The organism is Streptomyces mobaraensis NBRC 13819 = DSM 40847 (assembly GCF_017916255.1).
GTDB lineage: Bacteria > Actinomycetota > Actinomycetes > Streptomycetales > Streptomycetaceae > Streptomyces > Streptomyces mobaraensis.
Genome location: NZ_CP072827.1, coordinates 4,000,589 through 4,024,105 on the forward strand (window position 1 = coordinate 4,000,589; position 23,517 = coordinate 4,024,105).

The 23,517-nt window shown below is 72.3% G+C and carries 20 protein-coding genes, 1 tRNA gene and 1 other RNA gene; 15 read left to right on the plus strand and 7 right to left on the minus strand.

The features are described from left to right. The first annotated feature begins 94 nt into the window (after nucleotides 1-94). Nucleotides 95-1,198, plus strand: coding sequence for a pyridoxal phosphate-dependent aminotransferase (locus tag J7W19_RS17105; protein WP_004939548.1), 1,104 nt, complete (start codon nucleotides 95-97; stop codon nucleotides 1,196-1,198). 221 nt (nucleotides 1,199-1,419) lie between these two features. Next, on the plus strand, nucleotides 1,420-2,073 hold the full coding sequence (locus J7W19_RS17110; RefSeq protein WP_004939549.1) for a hemerythrin domain-containing protein: 654 nt from the start codon (nucleotides 1,420-1,422) through the stop codon (nucleotides 2,071-2,073). 112 nt (nucleotides 2,074-2,185) lie between these two features. On the opposite strand, the gene J7W19_RS17115 is transcribed toward J7W19_RS17110, so the two are convergent. Beyond that, nucleotides 2,186-3,154, minus strand: coding sequence for a PP2C family protein-serine/threonine phosphatase (locus J7W19_RS17115; protein WP_233478279.1), 969 nt, complete (start codon nucleotides 3,152-3,154; stop codon nucleotides 2,186-2,188). Between the two features lie 246 nt (nucleotides 3,155-3,400). Beyond that, nucleotides 3,401-3,488, minus strand: a tRNA-Ser gene (locus J7W19_RS17120). A 122-nt stretch (nucleotides 3,489-3,610) separates the two neighbouring features. On the opposite strand from J7W19_RS17120, the gene ffs reads away from it, so the two are divergent. The 11 genes from ffs to J7W19_RS17175 all read left to right on the plus strand — a co-directional run bounded on the left by ffs (nucleotide 3,611) and on the right by J7W19_RS17175 (nucleotide 16,617). After that, nucleotides 3,611-3,705: signal recognition particle sRNA small type (gene ffs, locus J7W19_RS17125), an RNA gene on the plus strand. A 96-nt stretch (nucleotides 3,706-3,801) separates the two neighbouring features. Next, nucleotides 3,802-6,237 (plus strand): DNA polymerase III subunit gamma and tau, encoded by a 2,436-nt coding sequence (locus J7W19_RS17130; RefSeq protein WP_004939551.1) that lies wholly within the window; start codon nucleotides 3,802-3,804, stop codon nucleotides 6,235-6,237. Between the two features lie 370 nt (nucleotides 6,238-6,607). Continuing rightward, nucleotides 6,608-6,946 (plus strand): YbaB/EbfC family nucleoid-associated protein, encoded by a 339-nt coding sequence (locus J7W19_RS17135; protein WP_004939552.1) that lies wholly within the window; start codon nucleotides 6,608-6,610, stop codon nucleotides 6,944-6,946. Nucleotides 6,947-7,045: 99 nt separating this feature from the next. Further along, the gene (recR, locus tag J7W19_RS17140; protein WP_004939553.1) at nucleotides 7,046-7,645 is read left to right on the plus strand and encodes a recombination mediator RecR; all 600 of its coding nucleotides are present in this window, start codon (nucleotides 7,046-7,048) and stop codon (nucleotides 7,643-7,645) included. Then, the gene (locus J7W19_RS17145) at nucleotides 7,638-8,294 is read left to right on the plus strand and encodes a DUF5063 domain-containing protein (protein ID WP_004939554.1); all 657 of its coding nucleotides are present in this window, start codon (nucleotides 7,638-7,640) and stop codon (nucleotides 8,292-8,294) included. The genes recR and J7W19_RS17145 overlap by 8 nt, the downstream gene beginning before the upstream one ends. An 82-nt stretch (nucleotides 8,295-8,376) precedes the next feature. Further along, nucleotides 8,377-8,745 carry a hypothetical protein gene (locus J7W19_RS17150; protein ID WP_004939558.1) on the plus strand — a complete coding sequence of 123 codons (369 nt, stop codon included), beginning with the start codon at nucleotides 8,377-8,379 and terminating at the stop codon, nucleotides 8,743-8,745. 1,739 nt (nucleotides 8,746-10,484) lie between these two features. Beyond that, nucleotides 10,485-11,063, plus strand: coding sequence for a Uma2 family endonuclease (locus tag J7W19_RS17155; protein WP_004939561.1), 579 nt, complete (start codon nucleotides 10,485-10,487; stop codon nucleotides 11,061-11,063). Between the two features lie 214 nt (nucleotides 11,064-11,277). Further along, nucleotides 11,278-12,549, plus strand: a complete 1,272-nt coding sequence (locus J7W19_RS17160) for an aspartate kinase (protein ID WP_004939564.1) — start codon at nucleotides 11,278-11,280, stop codon at nucleotides 12,547-12,549. A gap of 1,028 nt (nucleotides 12,550-13,577) precedes the next feature. After that, nucleotides 13,578-14,123, plus strand: coding sequence for a SigE family RNA polymerase sigma factor (locus J7W19_RS17165; RefSeq protein WP_152263169.1), 546 nt, complete (start codon nucleotides 13,578-13,580; stop codon nucleotides 14,121-14,123). After that, on the plus strand, nucleotides 14,120-15,649 hold the full coding sequence (locus tag J7W19_RS17170; protein ID WP_004939569.1) for a DUF4232 domain-containing protein: 1,530 nt from the start codon (nucleotides 14,120-14,122) through the stop codon (nucleotides 15,647-15,649). Before J7W19_RS17165 ends, J7W19_RS17170 begins: the two co-directional genes overlap by 4 nt. Before the next feature lie 80 nt (nucleotides 15,650-15,729). Continuing rightward, nucleotides 15,730-16,617 (plus strand): SURF1 family protein, encoded by an 888-nt coding sequence (locus tag J7W19_RS17175; RefSeq protein WP_004939571.1) that lies wholly within the window; start codon nucleotides 15,730-15,732, stop codon nucleotides 16,615-16,617. A gap of 163 nt (nucleotides 16,618-16,780) precedes the next feature. Here J7W19_RS17175 and J7W19_RS17180 read toward each other — a convergent pair whose 3' ends face one another. Beyond that, nucleotides 16,781-18,601 carry a S9 family peptidase gene (locus tag J7W19_RS17180; RefSeq protein WP_004939575.1) on the minus strand — a complete coding sequence of 607 codons (1,821 nt, stop codon included), beginning with the start codon at nucleotides 18,599-18,601 and terminating at the stop codon, nucleotides 16,781-16,783. Between the two features lie 210 nt (nucleotides 18,602-18,811). Between J7W19_RS17180 and J7W19_RS17185 the strand changes: the two genes are divergently transcribed. Continuing rightward, nucleotides 18,812-19,315, plus strand: a complete 504-nt coding sequence (locus tag J7W19_RS17185) for a pyridoxamine 5'-phosphate oxidase family protein (protein ID WP_004939577.1) — start codon at nucleotides 18,812-18,814, stop codon at nucleotides 19,313-19,315. A 103-nt stretch (nucleotides 19,316-19,418) separates the two neighbouring features. Here the strand turns inward: J7W19_RS17185 and J7W19_RS17190 are convergent, their stop codons facing one another. Further along, on the minus strand, nucleotides 19,419-19,937 hold the full coding sequence (locus J7W19_RS17190; RefSeq protein ID WP_004939580.1) for a phenolic acid decarboxylase: 519 nt from the start codon (nucleotides 19,935-19,937) through the stop codon (nucleotides 19,419-19,421). A gap of 93 nt (nucleotides 19,938-20,030) precedes the next feature. Between J7W19_RS17190 and J7W19_RS17195 the strand changes: the two genes are divergently transcribed. Beyond that, a complete protein-coding gene (locus J7W19_RS17195) occupies nucleotides 20,031-20,486 on the plus strand; it encodes a MarR family winged helix-turn-helix transcriptional regulator (protein ID WP_004939585.1) in 456 nt (151 codons plus the stop codon). 31 nt (nucleotides 20,487-20,517) lie between these two features. Here J7W19_RS17195 and J7W19_RS17200 read toward each other — a convergent pair whose 3' ends face one another. The 3 genes from J7W19_RS17200 to J7W19_RS17210 all read right to left on the minus strand — a co-directional run bounded on the left by J7W19_RS17200 (nucleotide 20,518) and on the right by J7W19_RS17210 (nucleotide 23,140). Beyond that, nucleotides 20,518-21,303, minus strand: a complete 786-nt coding sequence (locus tag J7W19_RS17200; protein WP_004939587.1) for a response regulator transcription factor — start codon at nucleotides 21,301-21,303, stop codon at nucleotides 20,518-20,520. Next, nucleotides 21,300-22,460, minus strand: a complete 1,161-nt coding sequence (locus J7W19_RS17205; RefSeq protein WP_004939590.1) for a sensor histidine kinase — start codon at nucleotides 22,458-22,460, stop codon at nucleotides 21,300-21,302. The genes J7W19_RS17200 and J7W19_RS17205 overlap by 4 nt, the downstream gene beginning before the upstream one ends. Nucleotides 22,461-22,621: 161 nt before the next feature. Beyond that, nucleotides 22,622-23,140, minus strand: a complete 519-nt coding sequence (locus J7W19_RS17210; protein ID WP_004939591.1) for a hypothetical protein — start codon at nucleotides 23,138-23,140, stop codon at nucleotides 22,622-22,624. Between the last annotated feature and the right edge of the window lie 377 nt (nucleotides 23,141-23,517).

Sequence of the window (23,517 nt, forward strand, 5' to 3'; positions counted from 1 at the left end):
ACACCGGTGTCCCCCTCGGGCCGACCCTTCGCACCCGTCCCGCCCCACCCATCCCACGCCTTGGCCGAGCCCCGCTCAGCGAGAAGGAACCACCATGTCCCACCACCAGGCCCCACCACCGGCCTTCTTCGCCGACACCGAGATCCCGGACGGCGGGGACCACCTCCGCCTGCACCTGAACGAGAACCCGTACGGCCCCCCGCCCGGCACGGTCGAGGCGGTCCGCGACGAGGCCGACCGCCACCTCAACCGCTACCCGGACGCCGACTGCCGTCTGCTGCGCGAGGCGCTGGCCGCGCACTTCCGGGTGCCCGCCGACATGGTCGCCGTCGGCAACGGCACGGACGAACTCGTCCTCGTCGCCTCGCTGACGTTCCTCCGCGAGCCGGGCACCACGGTCCTGACCACCGCCACCACCTTCCCCGGTTACGTGGTGTCCGCCGCCGCCGTGGGACGCGTCCCCGTCACCGTCCCGCTGGACGGCGCCGATCTCCCCGTCGGCGCCCTGGCGGAGCGGATCGCCGCCGGCGCCGACCTCGCGTTCGTCTGCAACCCGCTCAACCCGACCGGGGCGCTCCTCGACCGCGCCGCCGTCTTCCGGCTGCTGGACGCCGCCGACCAGGGCGGTGGCGTCGTCGTCTTCGACGAGGCGTACATCGACTTCGCGGGTCCCGAGCACGAGTTCGCGCTGGAAGCGGTCCGGGCGGGCCGCCGTGCGCTGGTGACCAGGACGTTCTCCAAGGCGTGGGGGCTCGCCTCGGTACGGATGGGGGTCGCCGTCGGTCCCGCCGACCTGATCGCCCGGCTCTCCGCGACCGCGGGCGCCCTGCCGTTCAACGTCAACCGGCAGGCGCAGCGCGCCGTCCTGCGCGCCCTGGAACACCCCGACCACCTCGACCGCGTACGCGCCGCCAACGCCCGGGCCAGGGAACTCCTCCGCAAGTCCCTGGACGCCCTGGGCCTCGTCCACGCGCCGTCGGCGAGCAACTTCGTGATGGTGGACGTGCCGCCGCCGGGCGACAGCGCCCGGTTCGCGGCCCGGCTGGCCGCCGAGCACCGGATCTTCGTCCGGGCGCTCGACGCGCTCGGCATGCCGGGCCGGCTGCGGATCTCGGTGGGGACGGAGGCGGAGGTGGAACGCCTGGCGGGCGCGCTGGCGGCGGTGTTGGGGGACGGGGGGCGGGAGGTGCGGCCGTGACGTCCGAAACCCCTTAGGGGTGCGTGGAGTTCACCCGTCACCACCGCAACCCGCCTTCCACGCGGGCAAGATGGTTTCCGCCGTCGAGCGCCCGGCCCGCCCGCCGCCGTCGTGGCGCGGGCGGACTCCGTCCCGTGCCGCCGCCCCGTCGGACGCCTGGCGAGCCGCGCCGGTCCCTGCCGACCTCCGAGCCGGTCCCTGCCGAACCCCGAGGAGTACCGATGACCGCCCAGCCCTCCTTCGCATCGCTCGCCTCCGGCCACCGGACGATGCTGCTGGCCCACCGCGCCATGGTGCGCGACCTGGACCGCGTCGCCCGCACCGCCGAGGGGCTCGCCGCGGCCCCGGACGCCGAACGGGCCGAGGCCCTCCGCGCGTACATAGAGAAGCTGTCCCAGATCATCGAGCACCACCACGAGGGGGAGGACGAGTTCCTCTGGCCGAGCCTCCGCCGGCTCGGGGCCGACGAGGCGGCCCTCACCCTGATGACCACCGAACACGACGAGCTGGCCAAGAACCTCCGCCACTGGCACGAGACGGCTCGCGGGCTGGGTGCCGACCCGTCGGCGGCGGCCGAGCTCGCCCGCCTGACCCACCCGCTCCGCGACGAGCTCGCCCGGCACGCGGCGGACGAGGAACGCGAACTCTCCGGCCGCCTCGCCCCCGTCCTCGACGAGAAGGTGTGGAAGGGGTTCGCGGCGCACATGCGCAAGACGGCGCCTTCCTGGACGCTGAAGTTCATGCCGGCCTGGCTGTCGTCCGTGGCGGGCCCGGACGAGCGCTCGGGCGTCCCGGCGCCGCCGGTGGCGGCCCTGTTCAAGGGCTGGCTGGAGAAGCGGCAGCGGGCGGCGTTCGGCGACGATCACCGATCGTGAGCTCCTGGCATCCGTGCCGGGCGGCAGAGGAACCCGGCCGGTGAGGCCGGATGACCGACCCGGACACGACGTGGCACCTCACGAACGGCGACACCCTCGTCGACCGCACGTTTCACCGGTCGAGCCGGACCGCGAGCGCGGCGATGTCGTCGTCCAGCCCGCCCCGGCTGTACCGGAGCAGATCGCGATGGAGGGCGTCGAGCAACGCCCGTGGCCGCGTCGGCGTCTGCGTCCGCATCCAGTCCTGGAGCGGGAAGAACGCCCCGCCGTGCCCACGGGCCTCGGTGACCCCGTCCGTGTAGAGCAGCAGGATGTCGCCGGGGGAGACGTCGAAGACGTCGACGCTGTACGTGTCGCCGATCAGGTCCGCCAGGTTGAACAGCGGCGAGGGGGCGCTGGACTCCAGCACCCGGAGCCCCCCGTGGCCGAGCAGCAGCGGCGGGGGGTGCCCGCAGTTGAGGATGCCGATCCGGTCGCCGTCGTGCGGGATCTCGACGAGCAGGGCGGTGGTGAAACGTTCCATGAGGTCGTCGGGGGGAAACGCGGCGCTGTACCGGGTGCTGCTGGCCTCCAGCCGGCGCGCGAGATCGCCCAGGCCGGGCACGTCGTACGCGGCCTCGCGGAACGAGTTCACCATGGCCGCCGCCGCCCCCACCGCGGGCAGCCCCTTGCCCCGTACGTCCCCGATCAGCAGCCGCACCCCGAACCGGGTGTCCGCCACCTCGTAGAAGTCGCCCCCGATCCGCGCCTCGGCCGCCGCCGCGATGTACAGCGACTCGATCTCCAGGCTCCCGCACCGCCGCGGCATCGGACTCAGCACCACCTGCTGCGCCGCGTCCGCCACCAGCCGCACCTGGAACAGCGTGCGCTCCCGCTGCAACCGCACATGACTCCCGTACGCCGCCGCCACGGTCACCGCCACGATCCCGGCCGCGGTGTACCCCGTCCCCAGGTCGGGGAACACGATCCCCAGCCCGATCATCAACAGCAGACAGATCGTCCCCAGCAGCACCGTCGGCAGCACCGGCCACATCGCCGCCGCCAGCGCGGGCGCCGCGGGCAGAAGGCGGCTGAACGCCATGCTCCGCGGTGTGTTGTACGCCAGGCTCGCGATCACGACGGTCAGGAGCACCGGCGACAGCAGGGTAAACAGCTCCCGCCCGGGCCGACGCCGGAACCACAGCCGTCCAGGCTTGATCACATTCCATAGCATAGCCAGGCAACCCGGACATGGCTTTCCGGCGCAAACGCCCTGGGCGGCCTCCGGGGGTACGGGTAGCGCAAACGCCAGAGGGCCGACCCGCTGACGCGGACCGGCCCTCTGAGCTGGCGGAGGATACGAGATTCGAACTCGTGAGGGGTTGCCCCCAACACGCTTTCCAAGCGTGCGCCCTAGGCCTCTAGGCGAATCCTCCGCCGCAAACAATACAAGACGTGGAGCAGTGCTCGCGAACCCGATCGGCGGCGAGATCGTCGGGAGGGGGTGGGGTCGGGGGGAGGGGGCCGGGGTGGGGGTGGAGTGCGCTAGGGTGGGGGGCAAGCCCCTCACGTGGCGCTATCTCACCCAACTCCCCCAGGGCCGGAAGGCAGCAAGGGTAAGTGGGCTCTGGCGGGTGCGTGGGGGGCCCTTGTGTTTGCCGGGGTCTGTGGGAGCGGTGCGGCAAGGCGGCCCCCGGGGGAAACTGTGAGCGAGGCCACTTGTCAGTGGGGCCCGATATCGTCGTAGGTGTGTCGTCCCTCGCGCTCTACCGCCGCTACCGCCCCGAGTCCTTCGCCGAGGTCATCGGGCAAGAGCATGTCACCGCCCCGTTGCAGCAGGCGCTGCGGAACAACCGGGTCAATCACGCGTACCTGTTCAGCGGGCCGCGCGGCTGTGGCAAGACGACCAGCGCGCGCATCCTCGCGCGCTGTCTGAACTGCGAGGAGGGGCCGACGCCCACCCCGTGCGGGCAGTGCCAGTCGTGCCGGGACCTCGCGCGGAACGGGCGGGGCTCGATCGACGTGATCGAGATCGACGCCGCGTCCCACGGTGGTGTGGACGACGCCCGTGAGCTGCGGGAGAAGGCGTTCTTCGGGCCGGCCTCCAGCCGCTACAAGATCTACATCATCGACGAGGCCCACATGGTCACCTCGGCGGGCTTCAACGCCCTGCTGAAGGTGGTCGAGGAGCCGCCGGAGCACCTCAAGTTCATCTTCGCGACCACCGAGCCCGAGAAGGTCATCGGGACGATCCGGTCGCGGACGCACCACTACCCGTTCCGCCTGGTCCCGCCCGGCACGCTCCGCGAGTACCTGGGGCAGGTCTGCGAGCAGGAGAAGATCCCGGTCGAGGACGGGGTGCTGCCGCTCGTCGTCCGGGCCGGTGCCGGTTCCGTGCGTGACTCGATGTCCGTGATGGACCAGTTGCTCGCCGGTGCCGCCGAGGACGGTGTGACGTATGCCATGGCGACGTCCCTCCTCGGGTACACGGACGGGTCGCTGCTCGACGCCGTCGTCGACGCGTTCGCGGCCGGTGACGGCGGCGCCGCGTTCGAGGTCGTGGACCGGGTCATCGAGGGCGGCAACGACCCCCGCCGCTTCGTGGCCGACCTCCTGGAGCGGCTGCGCGACCTCGTCATCCTCGCCGCCGTCCCGGACGCCGCCGAGAAGGGGCTCATCGACGCCCCCGTCGACGTCGTGGAACGCATGCAGGCACAGGCGTCCGTCTTCGGCGCCGGAGAGCTCAGCCGCGCCGCCGACCTCGTCAACCAGGGGCTGACGGAGATGCGCGGCGCCACGTCTCCCCGGCTCCAGTTGGAGCTGATCTGCGCGCGGGTGCTCCTCCCCGGCGCGTACGACGACGAGCGGTCCGTCCGCGCCCGGCTGGACAAGCTGGAGCGGATGGGGCTGAGCGCCGGACCGGGCGCAGGCGGGTTCATGGGCGCGCCGCAGGGCGGCCTCTCCGCCGGGTACGAGCCGGGGCCGCAGGGGCACGCTCCTGCCGGTGTTCCTGGTGCGCCCGGTGCCCCCGGCCTTTCCGGGCCCGCCGCCGCCCGTGCGGCCGTCGCGGGCTCCGTCCCGGGGGGCGGGGGCGTTCCGGGCGGTGCGCAGCCCGCGGCGGCTCCCGCGCCATCGGCTCCTGCGGCCGCTCCGGCACCGGCTCCCGCCGGGCCCGTGCCCGTGCAGCCGGACGCGGCAGTTCCGCAGCCCGGCGCCGCCGCTCCTCGGCCGGGTGCGTGGCCGACGGCTACCGCGCCGGGGCAGGGGCCGGCTGCTGGTCCTGCGGCTCCGGCGGCGTCGACGGCTCCCGCCGGTGGGACGCCTGGCGCTCAGCCTGGCGCTTGGCCGACCGCCGCCTCCCCGCAGCAGGGGGGCGCCCAGCCGGGCGCCCGGCCCGGTGGCTGGCCGACCGCGGCCACACCGGCCACCCCGCCCGCGCAGGCACCTCAGCAGCAGCCCCAGCAAGCCCAGGCACCGCAGCCCCAGGCCAACGGCGGCGGCAGCGTGGACCAGGCGCGTCAGATGTGGCCGCAGATCCTCGACGCGGTCAAGAACCGCAGACGTTTCACGTGGATCCTGCTCAGCCAGAACGCCCACGTCAGCGGCTTCGACGGCACCACGCTCCAGGTGGGCTTCTCCAACGTCGGGGCGCGTGACAGCTTCGCCAACAGCGGCAGCGAGGACGTCCTCCGGCAGGCGCTCAGCGACGCCTTCGGCGTGCAGTGGAAGATCGAGCTCGTGGTGGACGCGACCGGTGGCGGCGGTGGTGGAGCCGGTGGCGCCGGTCCGGCCGCCGGCCCCGGTGGCGGCTTCGGCGGCGGCGGTGGCGGCTACGCGGGCGGTGGCACGTACGGCGGTGGCGGTGGCGGCTTCGGGGGGGGCGGAGGCGGCTTCGCGCAGGGTGCCGGAGCGCCGGCCGCTCCCCGTCCGCAGGCCGCCGCCCCGGCTCCCGCGCCTGCTCCGCAGGCCCCTCAGGCCCCATCCGGCCCGGCGGCCCCGCAGCAGGCCGCCCCGGCCGCCCCGGCGCAGCCCTATCGTGAGCCGGAGCCCCCGTCGGTCTCCATCGAGGACGACATGCCCGCCGAGGACGACCCCGACCTCGATGACACCGCCCTCACCGGCCATGACCTGATCATCCGCGAACTCGGCGCGACCGTGATCGAAGAGATCGCCAACGAGGGGTGAGCAGCGGAAGGGGGCGGTAGCGGCCGGAGCGGGCGGCAGAGGGGCGTTAGGCGGTCGTAGGCGGTCGTAGCGGGCCGTAGGGGGCGCGGCAGGACGCCCCGGCGGCAGCCGGTCCGCGCCCGCGGCCCGCCCCTGGCCCGCACGCGGCCCGCCCCAGCCCACGTGAGCCGTCCGCCCCCCGGCACGTCTCTGACCCGCCTCTGCCCCCGCGAGCCGTCCGCCCCCCGGACTTCTTCCCCTCGCATGGCGCGCCGCGCCCGGCGAGCACGTAGGCTCGGGCTACCGACCCCGCGTCGGACCGGTGCGGCGCTCAACCGCGCCGCACGGCGCGCCGTCGTACCCGTAGTCGCGAGAGCACAGGAGCGAAGCCGTGATCCCCGGTGGTGGCCAGCCCAACATGCAGCAGCTGCTTCAGCAGGCTCAGAAGATGCAGCAGGACCTCGCCGCAGCTCAGCAGGAGCTGGCGGAGACCCCGGTCGAGGGTTCGGCCGGCGGCGGCCTCGTGAAGGTCACCGTCAGCGGTGCCGGGGAGCTCCAGGGCCTGGTCATCGACCCGAAGGCCGTCGATCCCGAGGACACCGAGACCCTCGCCGACCTGATCCTCGCCGCCGTCCGCGACGCCAACAACGCCGCCCAGCAGCTGCAGCAGCAGAAGCTCGGCCCGCTCGCCCAGGGTCTCGGCGGCGGCATCCCCGGGCTGCCGTTCTGACCGCCTGACCGCCCGGTCGTCCGGCCACCTGGTCGTCCGGCCGCCCGGCCGTCCGAATCCCGGCCCGGCCGCCCGAATCCCAGAAGGAGAACCCGATCCGTGTACGAAGGCGTGGTCCAGGACCTCATCGACGAGCTGGGCAGGCTGCCCGGCATCGGTCCGAAGAGCGCGCAGCGGATCGCCTTCCACATCCTCCAGGCCGAGCCGACCGACGTCCGTCGGCTCGCCCAGGCCCTGACCGAGGTCAAGGCCAAGGTCCGGTTCTGTGCCGTCTGCGGCAACGTGGCGCAGGAGGAGCGGTGCCGGGTCTGCCAGGACCCGCGCCGCGACCCGGCCGTCATCTGCGTCGTGGAGGAGCCCAAGGACGTCGTCGCCATCGAGCGGACGCGTGAGTTCCGCGGCCGCTACCACGTCCTCGGCGGGGCCATCAGCCCCATCGAGGGCGTCGGCCCCGACGATCTGCGCATCCGCGAGCTGCTGGCCCGGCTCGCGGACGGTGCCGTCACCGAGCTGATCCTCGCCACCGACCCCAACCTCGAGGGCGAGGCCACGGCCACGTACCTGGCGCGCATGGTGAAGCCGATGGGACTCAAAGTCACCCGGCTCGCCAGCGGGCTGCCTGTGGGCGGAGACTTGGAATATGCCGACGAGGTCACGCTCGGGCGTGCCTTCGAAGGGAGACGACTTCTCGATGTCTGACGCAACGCTTCACGACGCCAAGCGCGAACCGGACGACTTCGTCGTCTCCGTCGCCGACTCGATCGAGAGCTTCATCGTCGCCGTCACCGAGGTGTCCCGCGGCGACGAACCGGACAGCGCGGTTCCGTTCCTGCTGCTGGAGATCTCCCAGCTCATCCTCACCGGCGGCCGGCTCGGCGCGCACGAGGACTTCCTGCCCGACGAGCGTTACGAGCCCGACGTGGGGCCGGAGCCGGACGTCGACGAGCTCCGCGAACGGTTCGCCAGGCTCCTCGACCCGGTCGACGTCTACTCCGAGGTCTTCGACCCGTACGTCCCGCGCAGCGCCCCCGTCGCCTGCCGGATCTCCGACGACCTCGCCGACATCATCACCGACCTCCGGCACGGCATGGCCCACTACCGGAACGGCCGCGTCAGCGAGGCGCTGTGGTGGTGGCAGTTCTCGTACCTCTCCAACTGGGGCCCCACCGCCTCCGCTTGCCTCCGCGCCCTCCAGTCGCTCGTCGCCCACGTCCGTCTCGACCAGCCCCTCGACGAACTCGACGGGCTCGACACGGACACCGTCGGCACGGAGGAGCAGCTGGAGGAGGAGGCCGGACGCGTCATGGCCGCGGAAATCGGCGGAACGGCGCGGCTGCGCTCGCTCTGACGAACGCCTGCCGATAGTGATGCGGGCGCACGGAACGGATACTCCGTGGCCGTGCGCCGTCCCAGGCGGAACGATCCTCCTCATGGACCGGACCATCGATCTCGACCAGGCGGCCGCCACGATCGCGGAGGGTCTTCCCCGCTGGCAGGCGCTGGGGCTCGTGGCGCAGCCCCTGACGTGGCGTGACGAGGCCGCGGCCTGGCCTCGGCCCCTCCTCACCGAACGGTCGTCGGTCCACGACCCCGACTCCGTCGGCATCGTGCTCACCGGCCCGAACGACACCGAATTCCACGTCGTCCTGTTCCGCGGCGGCTGGGCCGACATCGACTTCTGCGCGGACCTCGACCGGGGCGACTACGGTTCGCTCCCCACTCCGCGTCTCACCTCGGCCGCGGAATTTTCGGATCACCTGGACCGATGGGTACGCCGCGTGTGGCTGTCGACGGCGTGAACGGTGCGGGCAGTCCCGTGAGTCCAGGCGGCCTCGAAGCTCGGGACCCGGAGCTCGGAGCTCGGAGCGGGACGAGTCGGTGAAGGCCGGATTCCCCAACTCCCGCCCTGAGGCTCAAGCTTCGGGGCTTCGAGCTCCGAGACCCGAGCCCTCTTTGCATGGAATGGGTGGTGGGTTGATGTCTTCCCGCCCACCCACCCCTCGCGCGGGCAACGCGCGTATACCACAAGGGAGATGGCATTCGGTGATCGGCTTGCGACGGTCAGTGGTGAACCTCTAGCGTTCGCGACAAGAAGCGACCCCGGCCGGTGCGAGCAACACCGGGTCCGGGGCCTGGCCTACGAGATCGAGAAGAGATCGATCTGTGGTTACCAACCATGCTAGTCCTGTCATGCCCACCCCCGCTTACCCCATGGCGAAGCCAGGCTTCGGGAAGCGCGAGGCCCCGGGCCAACGCCCGCCCGGGCGTGGCGACTTCGCTCACCTGCCCGCCCGCGAGGCGTCGATCGCGGCGTTCGTCGACCACCTGCCCGAAGGCGCGGCGATGGACGCGAAGACCCTGGCCAAGCTGCTGCCGAACTACGGCCAGGCCGCATGTCGCACGGCACTGAGGAACCTCGCCGCAGCCGGGCACTTGATCAGCAAACGCATGCAGGTGATCGGGGAACACGGTTCCCGCTGGGTCACCCGCACTTTCTTCTCCCGGACACCGCGCCCGAGGGAGTGGTGGGAGAGCGTGGCGGAGGGCATGTTGCTCGACGGGGGCGCACGGGAGGCCGCGCACCACCTGGACGTACTTCGAGAGCCGGTACGGGGTCGGGGGGCCTTGCCGGATGAGGAGCCTGTGCCGGATGCCGGGCCTGTGCCGGATGCCGGGCCTGTGCCGGGTGGGGGGCCCGTAGGGGAAGCCGAGCCCGTAGGGGGCGACCCCGGCCCCGTACGGGAGGGCCCTGACCCCGGCCCCGGACGGGATGACCCTCACCCAGGCACCGTACGCGAGGACCCTGACCCCGGCCCCGTACACGAGGATCCCGGCCCCGTACGGGGCCACCCCGATCCTGTAGCCCCCGCAAACGCGCCCGCCCCTTCCCGCCCCACCCCCGCGTACCGCGCCCTCGCCCTCCTCGGGAGCCGGGACCCCCGCTTGACCCTGTCCGCCGCCGACTGCTCTGCCCTCGAACCCCTCGCCGCCGAGTGGCTGGCGCGGCAGGTGAGCCGGGAGCAACTGCTGGCGGCCCTGTCGAGCGGGCTGCCGCCGCAGGTCCACAACCCGGCCGCGTTCCTCCGGAAGCGGTTGGAGACCAAGATGCCGCCCATCCCCTTCCGGCTGTCCCTGCCTCTGCCGCCACCTCCACCCCCACAGCCGGAGCGCACGGACGAAATCGTCGTCCGGAGTCACGTCGCCTGCATCGGCTGCCACGGCACCGACGCGGCCCCCCGTAAGGGTTCGGCCTTCTGCACGACCTGCGACGCCCCGGAGGGAGCGGAGGGCGCCTCGGAGGAAGCGGAACCCGAGCCGCTGCCCGGCGACTTCGACGAGTTGATGGCCCACGTACGCCGTGGCGTGGCGCACGCGCGGGCCGAGTTCCGCTCCCGGTGGGAGTACAAACCGCGCCCCGCCCGCGCCGCCGACCACCGGCGGCCCGGGCGCCGGCCGGTCGAAACGGAGGAGGCCGCGACGAGTGACCGTCACACAGGACGCTCCCGTAGGGGCACCATGGGGGCGAGGAGGCGACACCATGACACGCAGCGCCGCCGGACGGCCCCAGATGAGCGTCGAGGAATTCGAAGAGCTCGCGCACGCGGCACCAGAGACCGTGCGCCTGGAATTCATCAACGGAAAGCTAGAGGTCAAGCCGGTGCCGGACGGGGATCACGGAGCGATCGTCATGTGGCTCCTCAAGCAGTGCATGCAACAGCGGCCGGAGCTCGCGCTCTACCCCGAACAAGGGCTGAAGGCCGAGGGGTACCGCACCGGCCGGGCCCGGCCGGACGGAGCGCTCGTACCGGAGGACCACTTCGTCGGACAAGGGGAGTGGGCGGACCCGGACGGCGTGCTGATGACGGTCGAGGTGACCTCGTACGACGACGACACCGACCGTCGGGACCGCAGGGAGAAGCGCGACGGGTACGCCGCCGCAGGCGTCCCCGTCTATCTGCTCATCGACCGTGACACGCGTGAGGTGGCCGTCTACAGCGAGCCGATGAAGGGGAAGTACCGGACCCGGAATTCGTACCCGTACGGGACGGTCGTGGAGATTCCCGATCCGGTCGGTATCACCCTGGACACGGGCCAGTTGAAAAAGTACGTCCGCTAGGGAGCCCCGCCGCAAGAACTCCCGTTTCTCCCGGAGGAAGCGCCCCGGAGTTCCCGTAAGGGGCTCGCCGGGGCTTTTCCGCGCCCCTTACGGGCGCACCCGGAAGCCCCGGGGAAACGGGCGACGACGTCTCAGCATGCGGCTACCCCGGGGCGCGTTCCCGCCGCTCGTTAGACTGAGCCGACCGCATTACACAGAGCTGCGAGGAGCGCACGTGGGCCTTGTCGTGCAGAAGTACGGAGGCTCCTCCGTTGCCGATGCCGAAGGCATCAAGCGGGTTGCCAAGCGAATCGTGGAAGCCAAGAAGAACGGCCACCAGGTCGTCGTCGTGGTTTCCGCGATGGGTGACACGACGGATGAGCTGATCGACCTCGCCGAGCAGGTATCGCCGATCCCTGCCGGGCGAGAGTTCGACATGCTGCTGACCGCCGGAGAGCGAATCTCCATGGCACTGCTGGCCATGGCGATCAAAACGCTCGGTCACGAAGCACAGTCGTTCACGGGCAGCCAGGCCGGAGTCATCACGGACTCGGTCCACAACAAGGCGCGCATCATCGATGTCACGCCCGGGCGCATCCAGCAGTCGGTCGACGCGGGCAACATCGCGATCGTGGCCGGCTTCCAGGGCGTGTCCCAGGACAAGAAGGACATCACGACGCTGGGCCGGGGCGGGTCGGACACCACCGCCGTCGCCCTCGCCGCCGCGCTGGACGCTGAGGTCTGCGAGATCTACACGGACGTCGACGGCGTCTTCACCGCCGACCCGCGCGTGGTGAAGAAGGCGCAGAAGATCGAGTGGATCTCGTTCGAGGACATGCTGGAGCTGGCGAGCTCCGGTTCCAAGGTGCTGCTGCACCGCTGCGTCGAGTACGCGCGCCGTTACAACATCCCGATCCATGTGCGGTCGTCCTTCTCGGGGCTCAAGGGCACATGGGTGAGCAACGAGCCTCCAGGAGGTCAGCCGGTGGAGCAGGCGATCATCTCGGGTGTCGCGCACGACACGTCCGAGGCGAAGGTCACGGTCGTCGGGGTGCCCGACAAGCCGGGCGAGGCCGCGACGATCTTCCGTGCCATCGCGGACGCCGAGATCAACATCGACATGGTGGTGCAGAACGTCTCGGCGGCGGCCACCGGTCTGACGGACATCTCCTTCACCCTGCCGAAGGCCGAGGGCCGCAAGGCGATCGAGGCGCTGGAGAAGACCAAGGGCCGCGTCGGCTTCGAGCACCTGCGCTACGACGACCAGATCGCCAAGATCTCCCTGGTCGGCGCGGGTATGAAGACCAACCCGGGCGTCACGGCGGCCTTCTTCGAGGCGCTGTCCAACGCGGGTGTGAACATCGAGCTGATCTCGACGTCCGAGATCCGCATCTCGGTCGTGACGCGCGCCGACGACGTGAACGAGGCCGTCCGCGCCGTCCACACCGCGTTCGGCCTGGACAGTGACACGGACGAGGCGGTCGTGTACGGCGGCACTGGTCGCTGACCCGGTCGCTGACCTGACCTCTGACCTGGTCGCTGATCCGGGTGCTGAGCCGGGCGCGGCTGTTGGCGGGCTCTGCGCTCGCTGTCCGCGGTAGTGGGACGAGCGGTGCCGTCGTCGTGACGACCTCGGCGCCGCCCGTTCGCCAAGGGGCTTTCGGGGCGGGCTGGTTGGCTTCGGCCTCCGCTGTGTCGCCGCCGTGTCCCCGTCGCGCCTCACGCCGTGCCCCTGCCGCGCCGCAGTCCGTCCGGCATCCGACCGGTGGCTCCGCGTCCGCATCCCACCGCCTCCGGATCGTCGAACTCGTGGCGGCGGGGACGGATGCTCCGCAATACTGGGGAACGTGTGAAGGTTCTGTGATCAAGCCATTGGTCCGAGCCCCTTGAACTGCGCGGACGCTCCGTCCGAGCAGGCGCTTCCCGTTTCGCGCGCTCCTCGCCGCCCCTGACCGGCGGCGGTACGGGCGCGGCAGGGCCGCGGTGCCGGAACCGGCGCCAGGGTCGGCCGCCCGGCGGGTGCCTGCTCGCCGCCTTCGCTCAAGGCGGCCGGGGATCAGGGCGTTTCGCGGTATGAGGAGGGCTGGTACGCATGGCGGCACACGGCGCGGCGGTCCGTGACACGTCGGCGGCCGGGGTGTCGAGCGCGTACAACCCTGCCGGGGGGAAGCGTGTCCAACAGGCGTGGCAGAGGTCATCAGCATCGCAACGGTCCCGAGGCGCGGAAGCGTCGCCGCGCGCTCGCGTACGCGGGCTGTGGGCGGTATGCCGGTGATCGCCCCTTGGCCCCCGCCTTCCGCTCCGGGCTCCGAGTCCGGTACGACGTCTGCCGCCGCCTCGTCCGCCTCGTCTGCCCCTTCCACCTCCCCCGCCACGTCGGAGCGGCCGGCGGCGCGCATCCCGACCCAGCCCACCCGGGGCCGGGCCGCCGACGCGCAGACCGGCGAAGCCCAGAGCGCCGTCACCCACGCTTCGGTGACCGCCCTGCCGCAGGCCGGGGCGCGTCAGGGCGCGGACGCTCGGCACGGCGCGGACGTGCGTCAGGGCGCCGACGTGGGGCCCGGAGTCGCTGACACGGCGATGGCCGTCGGCACCACGGTCGATCACCTCACCGAGACATACCGGGCGCACTACCGGTCGCTGCTCGGTCTGGCCGCGCTGCTCCTGGACGACACCGCATCGTGCGAGGACGTCGTGCAGGAAGCTTTCATCCGGGTGCACTCCGCCCGCAACCGGGTCCGCGACCCGGAGAAGACCCTGGCCTACCTGCGGCAGACTGTCGTCAACCTGTCCCGCTCCGCGCTGCGCCGCCGCATCCTGGGTCTCAAACTGCTCTCCAAGCCGATGCCCGACATGGCGAGCGCCGAGGAGGGGGCGTACGAACAGCTGGAGCGAGACCAATTGATCAAGGCGATGCGCGGCCTGCAGCGCCGACAGCGTGAGGTGCTCGTCCTGCGGTACTTCGCCGACATGACCGAGGCCCAGGTGGCCGAGGTGCTGGGACTCTCGCTCGGCTCGGTGAAGGCGTACGGCTCACGGGGCATCGCCGCGCTCCGTGTCGCCATGGAGGCTCCGGCATGAACCACCGCAATCCGGGCGACGGCCGCTTCCGCGGGCGCCACGGCGACCGATGGGCGTCCTCCCCGAGCGACCCGACGCCCGCCCACCCCGGACAGCCGCCCGCCGTACCGCCGCGCCCGGGCGAACAGCACCCGAACGAGCAGCACGTGAACGACCAGTTTCCGGACCGACGCCCGCACGACACCCGGCCGCACACCGAGCGGCCGCACGACGGGAAGCCGCACGCCGAGCGGCAGCACACCGAGCAGCCGTACGACGGGAAGCCGCTCACCGAGCAGCCGTACGACACGCAGCCGCTCACCGAGCAGCCGCTCACCGAGCGGTCGAATGACACGCAGCCGCACGCCGGGCGACCGCATGGCACCCTGCCGCACGGCGCGCAGCCCCGCGGGAACCCCCGGGGCGACCGCCCCCTGAACGGATCCCCGAACAACCGGGCCGTGAACGACCGCCCCCTCGACGAGCAGGCGCTGCGCCGCATGCTCCAGGGCGCCGTCGAGAACCTCGAACCCTCCGACGACGCGCTGGAACACCTGCGTCGCGCCGTACCCGCCCGGCGCACCCGCCGGCGCCAGGCCCTGGGCGGCGCGGTGGCCGCGGTGGTGCTGGTGGGGGCGGCGGTACCGGCCCTGATGCACGTCGCCGACACCGTCGGGGTCCTCGGTTCCGACGATCGCCCCGCCAACGCCGCGAACAGCCACCGGCACGCCGAGAAGACGGCCGACGGGGAGGAGCACGGCGACGGTCCGGCCGACACCGCACGGCCCGGCGGCGGAACGGCCGCCCGCGGCGAGCACCGCGTCGAACAGCCGGGAGGCGAGACCGGCACCCCAGAGACGAGCCGGGAACCGAGCCGCCCCCGCGGCACCGCCGACAGCACCTCCCCGAGCCCCGGCGTCACCTACACCGCCGCCGCTCCGACCTGCGACCGCGCCCAGCTCGGCAAGGGCTCGGGAACGGTCGGCGCCGCCGACGCCACGGGCCGTGTCTACGGCGCCTTCCGCATCGTCAACGTCTCGCACGCCCCCTGTGCCGTGACAGGCCCCGGAGAACTCGTCGCCCAGACCAGAGGCGGCGCGCAGAAGTCGCACGTCTCCGTCGTGGACCACACCGCCGGCGACCCGGCGGCCGGCCTCCCCGACCCGGAGCGGGCGCCCCGCACGGTGGTCCTCCGGCCGGGGCAGGCGTACGAGGTGAAGTTCGCCTGGGTCCCGGCCGCGGACAGCGGAGCGACGGCCTGTACCAAGGCCGGCGGCACCGCCACCCCGCCCCCTGCCGCGGGTGCCCCCACCAAATCGGTCGGCCGAGGCGCCGAAGCCCCCGCCACCTCACCCACGCCCTCCTCCCCTCCCGCCGTCGTGCCGCCCGAGACGACGCCCGCCCCGCCGGCGCCGACGGGCAGCGTCACCCTCACCAACACCCCGGTGGCCGGTGAACCGGCCGCAGCCGAGGCCCGCATCCCCGACGCGTGCGCCGGGACCGTCTACCACACGGGCGCCCTCCCGGCCGCAGCCCCGCCCGCGTAGGCCGCGAACCGGCCCCGCGGGGCGCCCCCAACCCCAGGGCCGCCTGCCGTCACGCTCCGCGTTCCCCGTACCGTGGAGGGGTGTACCGGTTCCTGCTGACTCCTCGCTGGTGGGGGATCAACGTCTTCGCCGTGCTCGCCATCCCCTTCTGCCTCTTCATGGGCAGCTGGCAGCTCGGCCGCTTCGAGACCCGCGTCGACTCGCACCACGAACAGCAGACCCAGGCCGACGAGGCGCGCCGTGCCGCCGCCACGCCGCTGCGCGAACTGCTGCCGGTGACGACGGAGACCTCGGGACGCAAGGCCAGCGCCACCGGCCGCTACGACGCCGAGCACCAGCTCCTCGTGCCCGACCGCGACCTCGACGAGCGCAAAGGCTTCTACGTCCTGACGCCGCTGCGCACCGACGACGGCAAGGCACTGCCCGTGGTCCGCGGCTGGGTGCCCGGCGACGCCGACTCCAAGGCGGACACGGCCAAGGTGCCGGCCCCGCCGTCCGGCCGGGTCACCGTCGCCGGCGCGCTCCAGTCGTCGGAGAGCGCCACGTCCAAGGGCGTGCGCACCGGCGGCCTGCCCACCGGCCAGCTGGGCGTCATCAGTGCCGCTTCACTGGTCAACCTCCTTCCCTATCAGGTGTACGACGCCTGGATCACGGCGACGGACGCGCCCGCCCCCCTGACCCCGGTTCCGCCGGCCGCTCCGCCCAACACCGGCCTGGACCTCAAGGCGTTCCAGAACCTCGGTTACACCGGTGAGTGGTTCGTCTTCGTCGGCTTCGTGCTCTTCATGTGGTTCCGGCTGTTCCGACGCGAGGTCGAGGCCGCGCGGGACGCGGCCCTGGGCCTCGCCCCGGACCAGGGCCCGGCCGTCGCGTCCACCGCACCCGCCGCACCTTCCGCACCCGCCGCGGCGGGCAAGGCGCCGGCGGCCGGCCAGGCCACGGCGACCGACCAGACCCCGGTGGCCTGACGGGCCTGACGGGACCCGGTTCCCGGCCGACCCCGCCCGCCGCGGGACGCGGAGCCCCGACTCGGACCGAGGCTCTGCACCCGCACCGGGTGCTCGGACACCTGGGCACCCGCGCATTCGGGCCCCGAATACCCAGGCGCTCGGCCGCTCGGCCGCTCGGGCGTCACGCCGGAGCGGCGCTCCGGTGCTCCGGACGGTCGTCCCGGAGGCCCAGGTGACGCTCCGCGAAAGCGATCTCCAGCCGGAGCTGCTTGATCCGCTCCTCCACGACCAGCGAGCCGTGCCCGGCGTCGTACCGGTAGACCTCGTGCGGGTGGCCGCGCTCCTCCAGCCGCCGCACGTAGTTCTCCACCTGGCGTATGGGGCAGCGGGGGTCGTTCACCCCGGCCGAGATGTAGACCGGCGCCCGGACCTCGTCCACGTAAGTGATCGGTGACGAGGCGGCGAAGCGCTCCGGCACTTCCTCCGGGGTGCCCCCGAGCAGGGTGCGATCGAGGGCCTTCAGCGCCTCCATCTCGTCGTGGTACGCCGTGACGTAGTCGGCGACGGGCACGGCGGCCAGGCCCACCGTCCAGGCGCCGGGCTGGGTGCCCACTCCCAGCAGCGTCAGGTATCCGCCCCACGAGCCGCCCGCCAGCACCAGCTTCTCGGGATCGGCGAGCCCGGAGGCGACGACGTGCTCCCGGACCGCCGCGATGTCCTCCAACTCGATCAGCCCGACCCGGTGCTTGAGCGCGTCCGTCCACGCCCGGCCGTAGCCGGTGGAGCCGCGGTAGTTCACCCGGACGACCGCGAAGCCGTGGTCCACCCAGGCCGCCGGGCCCGCGGCGAAGGCGTCGCTGTCGTGCCAGGTCGGGCCGCCGTGGATCTCGAAGACCGTCGGGAAGGGGCCCTGGCCCGCCGGCTTCTGCAGCAGGGCGTGGACCCGGCCGCCGGGCCCGTCCACCCATATGTCCTCGACCGGGACCGACTCGGGCGCCCGGACCACACCATCCGCCCCGACCGGCGCCTCCAGCACCACGTGCCCCGCCGTGGAGCGGACCACGGGCGGCTTCTGCGCCGAGGACCAGAGGAACTCCACCGACCCGTCGGGGCGCGCCAGGGCGCCGGACACCGTCCCCGAGGGGGTGTCCAGACGGCTCAGGGAGCCGTCCGCCAGGTCGTAGCGCCACAGCTCGCTGCGGGCGTGGTGGCTGTGCTCGACGAGCAGGGCCGAACCGTCCGGGTACCAGTCGGCTTCCAGGTCGCCCGGGAGGTCGAGGGCTATCACGGTCTCCGCACCGGTGACCGCGTCCCATAGCAGGGGCTCCCACCGGCCGCGTCGCTGGTGCCCGAGGAGCAGCCGGGAGTCGCCGGGGACGGGGGAGAAGGCCGTCACCGACAGCCCGAGCTCCTGGGTGCCGCCCTGCGTGTCGTCCAGCTCCGCCACGGTCGTGCCGTCCAGCCGGAGGATCCGCACCGCCGAGTGCATGGCGTCGCCGTGCTCGGTGTGCTCTATCGCGATCAGGGAGCTGTCGTGCGAGAGCCCGGCCACCACGGCCGACTCGTCGTGCCGATAGATCTCCACCGGCTCCGCGCCCGGGCGGGCCACGTGGACCGACGAGCCGGACTTGTCAGTGGACCGGCCGATGACCGCCGTGCCGTCCCGGCCGAGGGCGAGCCCGCTCGGGTAGGAGGGTTTCAGTCCGGGCACCGCCGGCTCGTCCGTCCCGCCGTGGAAGGGCTGCCGCATCCAGACGCCGAACTCGTCGCCGTCCGTGTCCGAGAACCACCAGATCCACTCGCCGTCCGGCGTCAGCACCCCGCCCGTGGTGCCGTTGGGGCGGTCCGTCACCTGCCGCCGCTCACCGCTCGCCCGGTCCCACGCGTACACCTCGTAGGTGCCCGTCGCGTTGGAGGTGAACAGCGAGCGGTCCGGCGCCTCCTCCGCCCATCCGGGCAGCCCCGTGCGGGGCGCCCGGAAGCGCTTTTCCCAGTCGGGCATGGACTCATCGCCCCGCAGGGCCCCGTTGCTCTCAGTCATGTCCCCATTCTGCGCCGAACCACCGACATCCGGTCCGGACGGCGCCGAGTCTGTGGACAACCAGTCGCTTGTGGATAACTCCGTGACCCGCAGGGGTGGTTGTCGTCCCGGCCCGGCCGAACGCCGGGCATTTCGCCGTCCGCTGTCAGTGGCGCGACTCATAGTGGGGGCATGTACGAGACGCCGGAAGACATGAAAGCTCTCCAGTGCCTGCTCGACGACAGCTACGCCGGGGCGGGCCCGCATCTGCGCAGGATCATCGACGAGGACCGCCGGTTGGACGCGGCCGGGGTCGTGGCCGCGCTCGACGGCATCAAGATCATGGCGCTGGCCACCGCCGGCCCCTCGGGCGACCCCCGGGTCGGATCCGTCGACGGGCACTTCTACCGCGGCCGCTTCTACTTCGGATCCGGCCCGGATTCCGTCCGTGTCCGGCATGTCCGCGCCCGCCCGGAGGTCAGCGCCACCTTTTTCGACGGCCTGCGGCTCCAGGTCACCGTGCACGGCAAGGCGGTTCGGGTGTCACCGGTGGAGGACCCCGCTCTGGAAAACTGCCTGATAGAGCTGCACGGAAGGGCGCTGTGGGGCGAATGGCTCAAGGACATGGCGTGGTTCCGGATCGATCCCCGGAAGATGTTCACCTTCCACAACCCCGAGCCGGAGAAGGAACCGTGAGGGCCGAGCCCGAGCGGGCTTCCGGGGCGGGCTTCCCGAGTCGGGCCCCCGACCGGGCTTCCCGAGCAGGCTTCCTCACCGGGCGCGTCGGGGTGCCGTCCGCTCAGCCGACGCGCTCGGCCCAGCCCTCCGGAAGCTCTCCGGGAGCGACGGAGATGGCCGAGTCGTCGTCCACGCCGACGTACTCGTCGAGCGTGATCCGGGCGAACTCCGGGACGACGTAGATGGGGTAGGTCGGCCCGGCGTCGCGGTAGGCGCGCATCTTGTCCAGGTGGTCGTTCTGGAAGCAGACGGTCCGCTCGCCGTGCTGCCGAATCCAGTCCGGGAAGAAGATCACGCCGTGCAGGCGCCGCTTGCCCGGCATGATGTTGACGGCGACCGAAGTGCCGGTGGGTTCGGTCCAGGACACCTTGAAGCTGTCCTCGTCGAGCTGGACCAGATCGACCTCCTGGTCCTTGACCCAGCGACCGCCGACGTGACCGCTGTGGATGCGGTAGTCGATGGTGTGGTCGTTCTTCACGTACATCTCGTACTGCCAGCCGTTGGCGTACGTGTAGATGAACCGGTGGCCGACGATTCCGGAGAGATCCTGCGCCGGGATGAGGTCGCTGAGCGCGCCCATGATCTACCTCCAAAGAGCTGTTGAAGTGCAGGCAACTTCATTTTGCACCAAAACATGTTTGAAGCAAAACAACCTCACCGGCACAATGGAGGCATGGACACAGCGACAGAACTCGGACGGCTTCTCGGCCCCCTGCGCCGCGCCGTGCTGCGCACCCGCCGTTCGGAGGGGCTCCCCGACCTCCCGGAAGCGCAGATCGAGCTGCTGCGCGTACTCGCCGAGACCGGGAGCATCACCCCTCGCGAAGCCGCGATACGCCTGCGCGCCGCTCCCTCCACGATCAGCAACCTCGTCCGCGCCATGACCGCGGCGGAGCTGGTCGAGCGCACCCCCTCCGCCACCGACCTGCGCACGGTGAACCTGTCCGCCACCCCGCGCGCCCTCGACATGCTGGACCGCTACGACCGCACCAGCACCGCGGCCCTCCGCCGAGCCCTTGACGCTCTCCCTCCGGCCGACCGCCTGGCCATCGACGAGGCCCTGCCCGCCCTGGCGGACCTGCTGGTCACCCTGGAACGGCAGGACACGACGGACCGCCGCCGCGCCTGACGAGCGGGCGGGGGGCGCCGGACGCCGGGTGTCAGCCGACCAGCCCGGAGCGGTAGGCGTAGCGGACGGCCTGCGCGCGATCACGCGCGCCGGTCTTGGCGAAAACACGGTTGACGTGCGTCTTGACCGTGGCGCGGCTCAGAAAGAGGCGTTCACTGATCTCGGCGTTGGACAGGCCCTCGGCGATCAGCGTGAGGATCTCCGTCTCCCGCGCGGTCAGCCGCTCAGCCGAAGGCGCGGAGACGTCCCACGCCGGCTGGGATGCCTGCGACGGTGGCAGAGCCTGAGCGGCCTGCGACGGCTGGGTCGGATGGGACACGGCTGCCGGGGAACCCTGCGTGGAACCGCCCGGAACCGTTCCGCCCATGGACTGCGGATCCGCGGCCGTGACGACCGCGATCAGACGTTCCTGCACCACGGGATCCATCCAGATCCGCCCCCCGTGCACGGCCCGGATCGCCCGTTCGATCTCGTCCGCGCCCGCGTCCTTGGTGAGATACCCCTTCGCGCCCGCTCGCAGAGCGGGAAAGACCGACGAGTCGTCCGCGTAGGTCGTCAGCACCAGGACGGCGACCCCCGGGGCCTCCTCGCGGAGCGTCCGGGTCGCTGCGACGCCGTCCGTACCCGGCATCGCCAGGTCCATCAACACGACGTCCGGGCGGTGCTCGTGAGCCAGGGCCACCGCCTCCGCGCCGTCGGCCGCCCCGCCCACGACCTCCATGCCCTCGTTCAGGCCGATCAACAGCATCAGGCCCTCGCGGGTCACCCGCTGGTCATCGGCGACCAGCACCTTGATCGAAGCCGCGGAATCGCTCATGCCGGTATCTCCATCTCCACGGTCCACCCCTCTCCGGCGGGTCCCGCGTGGATGTGCCCGCCGACACGTTCGATGCGTTCGCGCATGCCGCGCAGACCGTTCCCGCCGCCCGTCCACGCTTCGGCGGGGGGTGCCGGAACGCCGTCTCCGCCGCCGTCGCCCCGCGCGCCCGCGGCCCGGCCCTCGTCCGAGACGGTCAGCGTGGTGGCCTGCGGCGTGTAGCGCAGCACGACGGTGGTGGCCGAACCGGGGGCGTACCGTGCGGCGTTGGTCAGCGCCTCCTGCGCTCCCCGGTAGAGCGCGAGATTCGCTTCCGGAGCCAGCGTCCGGGGCTCTCCGGAGACCGACAGCGTGATGGGCAGCGCGAGATCGCGGCGGCACCGGCCGACCAGTGCGGTCAACTGGTCCGCCACAGGCGCGTCGTCCCCCCGCAGGGCTGCGACGGCCTGCCGCGCGTCGGAAAGGCCCTCCCGGGTCAGTTCGCCACTGCGCACGATCAGTTGCCGCAGGAGCGGGTCGACTCCGTCCCGCTCGGCGAGCTTGCGTGCCCCTTCCAACTGCACGGCGAGCGCGGACAGGGACTGCGCGAGGACGTCGTGCAGCTCCCGGGCGATGCGCGTGCGCTCGGCGACGGCGGCGGCCCGCGCCTGTGCCTCGCGGGAGTCCGTCAACTCGGCGAGCAGCAGCTCGGCCTGGTCGTGCCGCAGCCGTGCCTGGCGGGCGAACATGCAGACGGCACCGAGCACCGCGCACAGCAGGGCGGCGGCCACGCCTTCCTGAAACGCGTTGCCGGACGTACTGACGCACGCGGTGACGACGGTAATCGCCACGGTCAGCGGTACCGCCGGCAGAAGGGCGAGCCCGGGCCGCAGACGCGCGAAGGCCAGCGCGACAGCGGCAGACACGGGGACGACCGTCAGCGCACCCGACTGAAGGAACCCCAGCACACAGCCGCCGCCCCCCAGGACCAGCGACAGCGCGATGGTGGTGGCCTCGGGCCGCCGCCGGCGGTTCAATGCCGCGAGGGCCAGGGGCAGGACACATGCCGCCAACGCCAGGCTTATGACGAGGCGTTCACCGGTGACCCCCGGACGGGGACGGCCCTGGGCGGCGGACAGCGCGGTGGAAACCATGACCACCCAGAGCGCCAGGTGCATGCGTGCGCCCTGCCGCAGAGCGCGCACCGTCGCGCGTGACCGCGCCTCCGCGACCCTCGGACTGTCCCCCATACGATCGCCGGGCGGCGTCGAAACCATGTCGGACAGCATAGGTGCGGCCGGACCCGCGAAACGCGAGCCCGGCCTCTGACGTGCGGTGATCACACCGACACCGAGGGGACCGCGGACACGACGGACGACAGCCGGTAGCCCCGGAACCGGATCACCACCAGGCGGGCCACCGCCTCGGACAGCGCCATCAGGACGAAGGCCGCCACCCACGCCTGGGACGAGGTGATCTCGTGCGACCGGCTGAAGTCCGCTATGGCGTCCCCCGCGCCGTGATCGGCGGCGAAGACGAAGCCCATCCGGAACGCCATCCCGAAGACCCAGAACGCGGCGGCGGCGAGCCCCGCCTTGGCGTAGACGCCATCGGCCCGGTGCCAGAGCCGCGTCGTGATCCCACACAGCACTCCCAGCACGGTCCCCGCGCCGGCCAGCGCCAGCTCCAGCACGAGATCGTTCCCGCCGGTCGGCACATCCCGCAGGTAGTACGCGGCCGTGGCGCCGACCAGCACGACCGGCAGCACCAGGTTGGACAGGTCGAGACGGCCGCCGCGCACCTGCCGCAGGACGATCAGGACGAGGACGCCGTTGACGATGTAATCGGTGGTGTTCACAACTCCAAGCCTGCTGCGAACGCCCCTCCCAATCGTCGGCCCCCGGGTTGACCCCGGGTGGAAACCGGGTGGAGCCCCACCTCAACCCACGGGTTGACGCCCCCCGGGCGCCCCGCCCGACTAAGCCGAACGCGACGTGACTCGCGTCACAGCGCACCACATCGCAGCCAAGCGGGCCCCAGCCGACGGCACGAAAAAGCCGGAGCCCCGATCCACTCTGTGGATCGGGGCTCCGGCCTGTGCAACCAAGTCGGGGTGGCGGGATTTGAACCCACGACCTCTTCGTCCCGAATGAGGTTCGGTTGGTGAGGCTGCCAGCCTTGATGGCGTTTCCGCAGGTCAGATGGGTGGGCTCGGTTGGTGTCGCGGGGCCTGGA